This is a genomic window from Bacillus cereus group sp. BfR-BA-01408 (genome assembly GCF_022663305.1).
GTDB lineage: Bacteria > Bacillota > Bacilli > Bacillales > Bacillaceae_G > Bacillus_A > Bacillus_A pacificus.
This window is the reverse complement of sequence record NZ_JAKUFF010000375.1, coordinates 1-206: the sequence shown is the minus strand read 5'-3', so window position 1 is coordinate 206 and position 206 is coordinate 1. Positions and strand designations below refer to the sequence as shown.

Genomic DNA, 206 nt, shown 5'->3' with positions numbered 1-206 from the left:
CCAGCGCCTCCACCGAAGCTAGCGCTCCGGTTTCAAAGGCTCCCGCCTATCCTGTACAAACTGTACCAAAATTCAATATCAGGCTACAGTAAAGCTCCACGGGGGCTTTCCGTCCTGTCGCGGGTAACCTGCATCTTCACAGGTACTATAATTTCACCGAGTCTCTGGTTGAGACAGTGCCCAAATCGTTACACCTTTCGTGCGGG

Annotated in this window: 1 rRNA gene; it reads right to left on the bottom strand. The window is 52.9% G+C overall.

What is annotated here, in order from left to right:
* Positions 1-206, bottom strand: a 23S ribosomal RNA gene (locus tag MR083_RS27725); the annotation flags it as partial.